Origin of the sequence: Rhodococcus chondri, from assembly GCF_036327435.1 — a bacterium.
GTDB lineage: Bacteria > Actinomycetota > Actinomycetes > Mycobacteriales > Mycobacteriaceae > Rhodococcus > Rhodococcus chondri.
In genome coordinates this window covers 1-10537 of record NZ_JAUZMZ010000158.1, presented here as the reverse complement: position 1 = coordinate 10537, position 10537 = coordinate 1, and the positions used below count along the sequence as shown (strand labels likewise).

Here is a 10537-nt window from a genome sequence, read left to right as displayed (position 1 = left end):
CGTCTTCGACGACGCCGACCACAAGAAGCAGATGTGGGCGGCACGCGAGGCCGGTCTCGGCGCCACCGCGTACCCACGTCACGAACCGGAAACCCATGAAGGGTGGGAGGACGCCGCCGTGCCCCCGGACCGGCTCGGTGACTATCTGCGCGACTTCCGGGCCCTGCTCGACCGGTACGGCTACGGAACCGCCTCGCTCTACGGTCATTTCGGGCAGGGATGTGTACACACCCGGATCCCGTTCGATCTACGCACGGCCGACGGCATCGCGAAGTACCGGGCCTTCGCCGAGGACAGCGCCCACCTGGTCGTCGACTACGGCGGCTCGCTGTCGGGTGAGCACGGCGACGGGCAGTCCCGCGCCGAGCTGCTGCCGATCATGTACGGGGAACGACTGGTCGCCGCGTTCGGTGAACTCAAAGCTCTGTTCGATCCGCGTAACCGGATGAACCCGGGCAAGATCGTCCAGCCGTTCCGGCTCGACGAAAACCTGCGCCAGGGCGTGACATACCACCCGCTCGAGCCGCGCACCCACTTCGCCTATCCCGACGACGGTCATCGCTTCAGCCATGCCGCGGCGCGCTGTGTCGGGGTGGGCAAGTGCCGCGGCCACGACTCCGGGGTGATGTGCCCGAGCTACCACGCCACCGGCGAGGAGGAACACTCCACCCGCGGACGGTCGCGGTTGCTGTTCGAGATGCTGCAGGGCGAGGTGATCACCGACGGCTGGCGTTCGACCGCGGTGCGCGACGCGCTCGATCTGTGCCTGGCCTGCAAGGGCTGCCGCAGTGACTGTCCGGTCGACGTGGACATGGCCACCTACAAGGCCGAGTTCCTCTCGCACCACTACGCTCACCGCCTCCGCCCACTCGCGCACTACTCGATGGGATGGCTCCCGGTGTGGGCCCGCCTGGCCGCTGTCGCTCCCACATTGGTCAATACTGTGGCCCACGCCCCGGTACTGGCCGGTGCCGTCAAGGCCGCCGGCGGCATCGACCGTCGCCGGACCGTGCCGCGGTTCGCCCGGCAGCGTTTCCGCGACTGGTTCGCCGCCCGATCCGCGGGATCAGGGAGTGGTGAGCGCGGCCCGGTGGTGCTCTGGCCCGACACCTTCACCGACAACTTCGACCCGCAGATCGCCCGCGATGCCGTCACCGTACTCGAGGTCGCCGGATTCGTCGTGCAGCTCCCGGACCGTACGGCGTGCTGCGGCCTGACCTGGATCTCCACCGGTCAATTGCCGACCGCCAAACGTGTACTGCGCCGAACCATCCGGACCCTGCAGCCGGCCCTGCGCGCCGGTACCCCGATCGTGGTGCTCGAACCGAGCTGCGCCGCGGTGTTCCGCGCGGATCTTCCACAACTGCTCTACGGCGACGAGGACGCCCGCCGTCTCACCGCACAGACCGTCACCCTCGGAGAACTGCTGCGCGGCAAGGCACCGGACTGGCATCCCCCCGATCTGGAGGCCGCGGCACTGCTGCAGCCGCACTGTCACCAACACGCCGTCCTGAAATATGCGGCCGACCACGACATCCTCGAGAGCGCCGGTGTCGACGTCGACATCCTCGATGCCGGATGCTGCGGCCTGGCAGGAAATTTCGGGTTCGAACGCGGACACTACGACGTCTCCGTCGCCTGCGCCGAAGACAAGCTCCTTCCTACCGTCCGCGCTGCCGACTCCGGCACACTCATCGTCGCCGACGGATTCAGCTGTCGCACCCAGTTGCGCGACCTCGAGCCCGGCACCTCACCCCTGCATACCGCCGAGGTACTCGCCGCGGCCGTGCGCAGCGCACCACGCGACGGCCGGGCACCGGAAGACGGCAGACGCGGTCACATCGAACCTTCGGGTGCGGACGCCAGTGCGGCGCAGAGTACGCAGGGAGCGGATCGATGACTCCGACAGCGCTGTATCGGGCTCCCGCGCACCGCCCCTACCCGCCGCGCTTCCGCAGCAAGGGCGCAGTCATTGTGGCGGCCGTCACCACCACTGATCCGAAAGCGCTGGGCGTGTTCTACCTGAGCACCTCGTTCGGTTTCTTCCTCCTCGGTGGACTGATGGCGATGCTTATCCGGGGCGAGCTCGCGGTGCCGGGATTGCAGTTCCTCTCGAACGAGCAATACAACCAGCTGTTCACCATGCATGGCACGATCATGTTGCTGCTGTATGCGACTCCGATCGTCTTCGGCTTTGCGAACTACATCCTGCCGCTGCAAATCGGGGCCCCCGACGTCGCGTTCCCTCGGCTCAACGCATTCAGCTACTGGGCGTACCTCTTCGGCGGGCTCGTCACCGTTGCCGGTTTCCTCACCCCCGGCGGCGCCGCCGATTTCGGGTGGACCGCTTACGCCCCGCTCAACAGCCTCGCTCAGACTCCCGGAGTCGGGGCGGATCTGTGGATCATGGGCCTGGCGTTGTCCGGCCTCGGCACGATCCTCGGCGCAGTAAACATGGTCACCACCGTGGTGTGCCTGCGGGCACCGGGCATGACCATGTTCCGGATGCCGATCTTCACCTGGAACATCCTCATCACCATGATCCTGGTACTGCTGGCCTTCCCGATCCTGACCGCGGCGCTCATGGGTCTGGCCGTCGACCGGCACCTCGGGGCGCACCTCTACGACCCCGCCACCGGCGGTGCCCTGCTCTGGCAGCACTTGTTCTGGTTCTTCGGCCACCCCGAGGTGTACATCGTCGCGTTGCCGTTCTTCGGGATCGTCACCGAGATTCTGCCGGTCTTTTCCCGCAAGCCGGTATTCGGCTACCGGGGCATGATTTTTGCCACCATTTCCATCGCGGCACTGTCGGCGGCGGTGTGGGCCCACCACATGTTTGCCACCGGCGCGGTGCTCTTGCCGTTCTTCTCGTTCATGTCGTTCCTGATCGCCATCCCCACGGGGGTGAAGTTCTTCAACTGGATCGGCACCATGTGGCGCGGCCAGCTGAGCCTCGAAACCCCGATGCTGTTCGCGATCGGATTCATCGTCACCTTCCTCTTCGGTGGCCTGTCGGGGGTGATCCTCGCCAGCCCGTCGCTCGACTTCCAGGTCCACGACAGCTATTTCCTCGTCGCGCACTTTCACTACGTGCTCTTCGGCACCATCGTCTTCGCCACCTACGCCGGCATCTACTTCTGGTTCCCGAAGATGACCGGCCGGATGCTGGACGAACGCCTGGGCAGGTGGCACTTCTGGCTGACGTTCGTGGGCTTCCACACCACCTTTTTGGTGCAGCACTGGCTCGGTGCCGAGGGCATGCCGCGTCGCTACGCCGACTACCTGCCCTCGGACGGCTTCACCACCCTCAACACGGTCTCGACGATCGGCGCGTTCGTGCTCGGCGCCTCGACGCTGCCGTTCCTGTGGAACGTCTTCCACAGCTACCGGTACGGCCAGGTCGTCACGGTCGACGACCCCTGGGGGTACGGCAATTCCCTCGAGTGGGCTACCACGTGCCCGCCGCCGCGGCACAACTTCTACGAGCTGCCCCGGATCCGGTCCGAGCGTCCGGCATTCGAGTTGCACTACCCCCACATGGTCGACCGGCTCCGCGCCGAGGCCTACGCGAAACCCTTCCGGGCGGGACACGGCGCCGCCGTCGCCGAAGACACCGCCGATCGCAGCGCCCTCGACCACAGACCGGACACCCGGCCGCACATCTCCGGACGCGACCTGGATACATGAGTCCCCGACAGAGCAGGAGTTACCGATGTGGGCATTGACGGTTCGCCCCGGACAACACGATTCGCTGCAAGTCGAAGAGGTGCCCGACGCCGTCGCCGGGGACGGAGAGCTGCTCGTCCAGGGACTCGCGCTCGGAGTGTGCGGCACCGACAAGGAAATCGCCCGCGGCGACTACGGGTGGCCCCCGCCCGGTCGAGACCGCCTGGTACTCGGGCACGAATCGTTGGGCCGGATCATCGAGGCGCCCGCCGAGTCGAAATTTTCCGAGGGGGATCTGGTGGTCGCAGTGGTGCGCCGACCCGATCCCGAGCCGTGTGGGGCCTGCGCTCACGGTGAATTCGACATGTGCCGCAACGGCCGCTACTGCGAACGTGGCATCAAAGAGCTCGACGGATACGGCAGCGCACAGTGGGCGGTAGACACCGACTATGCGGTACCCCTCGACCCACGGCTCGAACACACCGGGATGCTGCTCGAACCAACCAGCGTAGTCGCCAAAGCTTGGGAGCAAATCGACTACATCGGCCGGCGCAGCTGGTTCGAACCCCGACGCGTCCTGGTCACCGGCGCCGGTCCGATCGGATTACTGGCCGCCCTTATCGGCGTGCGCAAGGAACTCGAAGTGCACGTGTTCGACCGAGTCACCGACGGCCCGAAACCGGATCTGGTACGCGGGCTCGGAGCCACCTACCACCGCGGGGACATCTGCGACGTCCTGGCCGAGTGCGCACCGGACGTCGTGGTCGAGGCCACCGGGGCCAGTGCGGTGGTGATCGACACGATCTCGAGTACACGCCGTTACGGCATCACATGCCTGACCGGAGTCTCGGCGTCCGGACGCACCATCGACGTCGATGCCGGCTCACTGAACCGCTCCCTGGTACTGGAAAACGACGTGGTCGTCGGATCGGTGAACGCCAACCTGCGCCACTACCGTGCCGCCGCGGACGTGCTGGCGGGCGCCGATCCTGCCTGGCTCGAGGCGATGATCACCAGGCGAGTACCTCTGCGCAGTGCGGTGGAGGCGTTCACGCCCACCGACAACGATGTCAAGGTAGTGCTCGATCTGGGAGTACCGCCGCGATGACCGGAACCGCCCCGATGATCGAGGACTACGCCTTGATAGGGGACCTGCACACCGCAGCACTCGTGCACCGGGACGGCAGCATCGACTGGCTGTGCTTACCTCGGTTCGATTCACCTGCATGTTTCGCCGCGCTGCTCGGCGACGAGAACGCCGGCATGTGGCGCATCGCGCCGCAATCCCCGGACGCGGTTCCCCACCGCTGCTACCGCGACGATTCCCTTGTGCTGGAAACCGAATGGCGCACCACCGACGGTGTGGTCCGGGTGATCGACTTCATGCCGCCCCGCGGCGAGGCGCCCGATGTCGTGCGTATCGTCCGCGGCGTCTCGGGTCGAATGCGGATGAGGATGCAGTTGCGACTGCGGTTCGACTACGGCCACATCGTGCCGTGGGTACGCAATCGAGACGGTGAACTGTCCGCCGTCGCCGGTCCCGACGCGGTATGGCTGCATGCCCCTGTCCCGTTGCACGGCGAAGACATGAGTACCGTCGCCGAATTCGAAGTTTCCGCCGGACAGTGCATTCCATTCGTCCTGACCTATCAGCTCTCGCATCTGCCCGCCCCCCACTTCGCCGACGCAGTCGCCGCCGAAGTCGACACCGAACAGTACTGGCACGAATGGATCCGGCAATGCCGCTATCGCGGCCGGTGGGCCCCCCAGGTTCGGCGCGCCCTTGTCACTCTCAAAGCCCTGACGTATGCGCCCACCGGCGGCATCCTCGCCGCGGCGACCACGTCGCTACCCGAGCAATTGGGCGGTCCACGGAACTGGGACTACCGCTATTGCTGGCTGCGCGATGCCACCTTCACACTCCAAGCCCTACTGGGTACCGGATTCGTCGACGAGGCCCATGCCTGGCGCGAATGGCTCGTTCGCGCTGTCGCCGGTGATCCCCGAAAACTGCAGATCATGTACGGGCTCGACGGGCGCCGTCGGCTGCCGGAATCGACCCTGGACTGGCTCGCAGGGTTCGCCGGGAGTGCTCCGGTGCGGATCGGCAATGCCGCCGCCGGCCAGTTCCAACTCGACGTCTGGGGTGAAGTTCTCGACGGGCTGCACCTGACGCGTGAAGCAGGTCTGGGCGCCACCGACACTGCCTGGGACATCCAACGCGCGTTGCTGGACTATCTGGAAGGACACTGGCGCGACCCCGACAACGGGCTGTGGGAAATGCGCGGACCTCGTCGCCACTTCGTCCATTCGAAGGCTCTCGCGTGGGCCGGTGTCGACCGCGCCGTCCACACAGTCCTCGAGCAGGGTCTCGACGGACCGGTCGATCATTGGCGAAGCCTACGCGCGGACATCCACCGCGAGATCTGCGAACATGGCTTCGACGCCGACCGCAATACCTTCACCCAGTTCTACGGGTCTCGGGGACTCGACGCCGCGTTGCTGCTGCTGCCACGCATCGGGTTCCTGCCGTGGGCCGATCCCCGCATCCGCGGAACCGTCGATGCCGTCGCTCGGGAACTGACGGTCGACGGTTTCCTGCTGCGCTACCACCCGGGCGCCGACAACGACTACTCGTCCGATGCTGTCGGCGTCGACGGGTTGCCCGGGGGAGAAGGAGCCTTCGTGGCTTGCACCTTCTGGTTGGCCGATGCCCTGCACTGCCTCGGCGATACCGTTCGCGCAGAGGAATTGTTCGAGCAACTACTCGATGTGCGCAATGATGTCGGGCTGCTTGCCGAAGAATACGATCCACACGCCGGCCATCAGCTGGGAAATACGCCGCAAGCGTTCAGCATGGTGGGTCTGATCAATACCGCCCGAAACCTCTCGGGCAGCTCCACCGCCACTGCAGCCACCGGTTCTCACCAGGATCTCCACCGTATCTCCCTGCCCACCAGCGCACTCTCACCGTGACGGACAGAACCGAACAGACACGAACCGGGCCGGCAAGGTGAGTTGCCGGATCGCGTCGGCCACGCGGTCCGTGCACGAAAGGGGTGTTCAATCCGTAGCGGGGTCTGAGAATGTAGTGGGATCCGGGAATAGGAGGCACCGATGAAGCGCGCAGCGTTGCTCGTCGTAACACTGTTGATTGCAGCATTTGTCCTGACGGCATGCGGGTCCGAAACCGAGTCGCCCACCGTCACCGCATCGCCGGATGCGGGAAACGGCAGCGCCGAGGCCGTGACGATCGTCATCAAGGATTACAGGTTCGAGGTGCCCGACTCGGTGGGGCCGGGCACGATGGTCACGGTTCGAAACGATGATCAGGTCGAACACAGCGTCACGGCCCGCGACAAGGCCTTCGACGTCGAGGTCCACGCCGGTGAGACGGTCACTTTCACCGCGCCGTCGGACGCGCGTACCTACGACATCTTCTGCACCTACCATCCCGAAATGACCGGGCAGCTCACCGTCGCCTAGCCGTCGGCCGGTCGTGTTGTTCGTCGCCTTCCGGCTTGGTGACGACTATCTGCTCGTACCGAAGATCATCGGACGGTCGGTGAAACGTACCGGTGTCGAGCACATTGATCGCTGTCCTGATCGGGGGCACGGCTCGGACTGATCGGTGCACTCGTGGCGATCCCGTTGCCGCCGCGCTCCACTCGATCGCCCAATTCAGCGGCGCAGCAGCTGGGTGAGCAACCGTCCACTGTCCTCCAACGACAGGTGTGGCAGATACGCTCGACCCACCGCGACCCCGATGGCCGGCAGCGCCGCGGCGTCGGGGAAGATCATGTACACGGGTCGGTACCGGGGCTGGAACTTCGCCTTGAAGGCGAGCAGTGACCGGAAGCCGTAGACCGGTTCGAGGGTGCGACCGAGCAGATCGAGCAGTGCATCGAGTGCGCCGCGGTCGAGCTCGGACGCGGTGTCGGCGCTGGCGAGCGGCGCGCCGGACAGACTGAGGAACTCGAGACCCTGATCCTGGGCGGACAATGCCGCCGAGGCGATGAGGAATTCCATCGCCGCACGGAACCCGTCGGACCGTCGTCGCATGAAATCCAAGGTCAGGCCGACCGGTGTGCCATCGCAGTAGACCGGCATCCACGAGGTGACGGCGTGGACGTGATTGTCCTGGTCGACTGCGAGTAGCAGTTGTACCTCGGGGTCGGAGAGTTCGGCGAGTCCCCCGAGGGTGAAGCCCATCTCGGGCAGTCCCTTGTCGGCAACCCACTCTTCGGAGATGTCGACGATCTGCTCTCTCACCGATAGAGGAGCCTCCGCGAATGTGATCCACCTCGCCTCGATCCCGTCCTTGCCCGCACGGTTCAGGGCGGTACGTACATCCTGGAACTTCTTGCCTTTGAAGGCCAGATCGGCCAGTTCGATAATCGTTTCCTCCGCTACCTGCAGACAGCTCCAGCCGTGTTCTCGGGCGATCGCTGCGGTGTCCGGCCCGACAGAGTAGAAGCACGGGGTCCATCCGTTACCGAGGCAGAACGTCGCGAACTCGTCGACTGCTTGGGCTGGAGAGGCGCGGTCGCCGATCGGGTCTCCTGTGGTCAGGGCGACACCCGAGTGAACGCGGTATGCCACCGCGTGCTGCCGGTCGGCAGTGAACCAGTACGTGTTTCCCGCCCACGTGCTCATCCACGACATCGAGCCGCCACCGGGGCAGTGCAGCAGCTCCCGCACCCGGCGCTCGTCACCGAGGTCGTGCCCTGCCGGTGGGGCTAGGAAGCTGCGCAGCATCAACACGCAGAACACCGCCCACACCACGACACCGATCCACTCGAACAGCAATGTCGCCGCCGAGGTGAGGGGCAACACGGGCGGTTCGAACAGCTGGAGATACACCGGCGGCAGGAGCCTGCGCGGTGCATCGCGCAGCAACGTGCCCGCTCCGGAGTCGCGGTCGAAGCCGTCGGCGAGCAGGCTCCCCAACAGCAGATAGGCCACGAGTGCGGCACCGGTCGCCGCGATCGTGCCGAGCCACACCCGCCGATACGTTGCGGGTGCGGCGCGCACATCGAACAGTCGCCGGGTGGACAACAGCAGAACGAGTATCGCGAGCAACGCCAGCAGCGGTGCCAATTCCATGTACACCGAGCTGTGTCGATGGATGCCGTACAGAATGGATCGCGTCTCGTCCTGCTCGGTGATTCGGACAAGCGCGCTCACGGTGGCAACCACGACCAGCGTGAGATGACCTGACACCGAGAGCAGCCACGCGGCGCGCCGGCCGCGACGAAGCCCCTCGGCACCGACCAGCAGCAGCACCGACGGCATCAGATTCATCACCAGCGGTCCGATACCGGACAGGCGCAGTGCCTGCTGCCCTTTGCGGCACTCGTCGTGCAGGGCTGGATCGGCGCACACGTCGGCCAGTTCTCGTGGGCTGTAGGGCACCTGATCGAACAGCTCGCGCAGTGCCGACAGCGGGCCGATGGCATGCGGGGAGAACGCCGCGAGGATCGGGCCGATGACACTGGCTGCGACGACGAGGGCGACGAGTGTGCGGCGCTCGCGGATCGTGCCGCCGAGCGCCGGGCTGCGTGCGGCGCGCCCGAACAACACCGGGCCGAGGAGCAGGCCCACCAGAGCGGCAGACAACCGTGTCAGGTCCTGCAGATGCCCAGCGAACAGAGCCGCGGTCACGAGAATCACCAACAGCAGAGTGCGGATGCGTCGCCTCCACAAGGTGTGCATGGCCGCGGTGGCGGCCAGTAGCGCGCCGAGCACCCAGGGGAGCGGATCCTCAATCAGGTGACCGTGCAGTTCCAGACCCCACGAGTTGGGCACCGTTGAGGCGAGGAGTGCGACGGCAAGCGCCAGCGCGGCACCGGCGCCTTGGGAAACGAAGCCTGCGATCGCAAATTGCCGGCTGCCGATGCGATGCTCGACCGGCACTCCGACGGCGAGAATGACGAGGCTCGACAGCACGTACTCGCCCAGCCCGGAAGCGAACAGTCCCGAGGTCCACAGTGTCCACACGTGGCCGTCGCCGACGGTGGGGACGCCGAGGGAGGCGTTCGAGGCCGGCTCGTGCGACGGTCCTCCCAGCAAGGCACCGGTAGTGAGACCCAGGATCCAGATCACCACGAGCAGACCGAGAGTCACGGGGGCGCGTGACATCCACGACAGCATGCGGGTCGTCACGAGGCGTCGAGGCCGAGTCGATGGCTGAGCCACGGTAACTCCTTCTCGAGGCCGGCGGACCACACTGCGAAGCTGTGGGTGCCGGGCAGTTCGGTGAGGTGGACATCCATCCCTGCAGCCTGGGCTGCGGCGGTGAGTTGCTCCAGGCCCGAGCGAAATGCGGTGTCGTCGAGCCCTACGACGAATGCCCCTGCCGAGCCGGGATAGTGATTGCGCGCCAGTAGGTCGGTCGGGTTGTTGCGGGCGAAGGCTTCGGCATCACCGCCGAAGACCTCCCGGATGGTGGAATTCCGGTCGCCGAGGGTCGGTTCGGCCTGACCCGACAGATCGAGGAAGGTCGGATACACGTCGGGCCGGGTAGTGGCGAGTTGCAGGGCGCACGTGCCGCCGTACGACAGACCGCCCACGGCCCACGCTCGCGGGTCCGGGTCGACCTGCAGGTGGGTGCGGACCCACTCCGGCACGTCGACGGTCAGATAAGTTGCGGCGTTGCCGAGATGCGAGTCGACGCACAGCGGATTGGCGAACTGGCCGCCGGTGCCGTCCGCGAGGACGACGATCGGTGCCAGCCCCCGATGTCCGGCCGCGTAGGCATCCATGATGTCGGTGAGCTTGCCGCCGACGAGCCAGTCGTCGGTACTGCCGGGCTGCCCGGCGAGCAGGACCAGCACGGGCAGGTCGGGCCGCGGAGACGCGACGTACGCAG

At 66.2% G+C, this 10537-nt stretch carries 7 protein-coding genes; 5 read left to right on the top strand and 2 right to left on the bottom strand.

Annotated elements, in window-relative coordinates; all coding sequences use genetic code 11:
* From Q8814_RS21010 to Q8814_RS20990, 5 genes are all read left to right on the top strand, one after another.
* A partial coding sequence (locus Q8814_RS21010) for an FAD-binding and (Fe-S)-binding domain-containing protein (RefSeq protein ID WP_330153934.1) occupies nucleotides 1–1900 on the top strand: 1900 nt, incomplete at its 5' end.
* A complete protein-coding gene (gene ctaD, locus Q8814_RS21005) occupies nucleotides 1897–3687 on the top strand; it encodes an aa3-type cytochrome oxidase subunit I (RefSeq protein WP_330153933.1) in 1791 nt (596 codons plus the stop codon). The genes Q8814_RS21010 and ctaD, both read left to right, overlap by 4 nt.
* 25 nt (nucleotides 3688–3712) lie before the next feature.
* Complete coding sequence (locus Q8814_RS21000; RefSeq protein WP_330153932.1) at nucleotides 3713–4774, top strand: glucose 1-dehydrogenase; 1062 nt, start codon at nucleotides 3713–3715, stop codon at nucleotides 4772–4774.
* Nucleotides 4771–6642, top strand: a complete 1872-nt coding sequence (locus Q8814_RS20995; protein WP_330153931.1) for a glycoside hydrolase family 15 protein — start codon at nucleotides 4771–4773, stop codon at nucleotides 6640–6642. Before Q8814_RS21000 ends, Q8814_RS20995 begins: the two co-directional genes overlap by 4 nt.
* Before the next feature lie 141 nt (nucleotides 6643–6783).
* Entirely contained in the window at nucleotides 6784–7152 is a 369-nt protein-coding gene (locus Q8814_RS20990; protein WP_330153930.1) for a cupredoxin domain-containing protein, read from the top strand.
* A 195-nt stretch (nucleotides 7153–7347) separates the two neighbouring features.
* On the opposite strand, the gene Q8814_RS20985 is transcribed toward Q8814_RS20990, so the two are convergent.
* Together Q8814_RS20985 and Q8814_RS20980 are read right to left on the bottom strand one after the other, a co-directional pair.
* Entirely contained in the window at nucleotides 7348–9807 is a 2460-nt protein-coding gene (locus Q8814_RS20985) for a bifunctional lysylphosphatidylglycerol flippase/synthetase MprF (RefSeq protein ID WP_330153929.1), read from the bottom strand.
* 20 nt (nucleotides 9808–9827) lie between these two features.
* Nucleotides 9828–10537, bottom strand: a 710-nt coding sequence (locus tag Q8814_RS20980) for an alpha/beta hydrolase (RefSeq protein ID WP_330153928.1), incomplete at its 5' end; no start/stop codon positions are given.

Excerpts from the sequence above, each read along its gene's own strand:
- ctaD (WP_330153933.1), top strand. The coding sequence starts at position 1,897 with ATGACTCCGACAGCGCTGTATCGGGCTCCCGCGCACCGCCCCTACCCG.
- Q8814_RS21000 (WP_330153932.1), top strand. The coding sequence starts at position 3,713 with ATGTGGGCATTGACGGTTCGCCCCGGACAACACGATTCGCTGCAAGTC.
- Q8814_RS20995 (WP_330153931.1), top strand. The coding sequence starts at position 4,771 with ATGACCGGAACCGCCCCGATGATCGAGGACTACGCCTTGATAGGGGAC.
- Q8814_RS20990 (WP_330153930.1), top strand. The coding sequence starts at position 6,784 with ATGAAGCGCGCAGCGTTGCTCGTCGTAACACTGTTGATTGCAGCATTT.
- Q8814_RS20985 (WP_330153929.1), bottom strand. The coding sequence starts at position 9,807 with ATGTCACGCGCCCCCGTGACTCTCGGTCTGCTCGTGGTGATCTGGATC.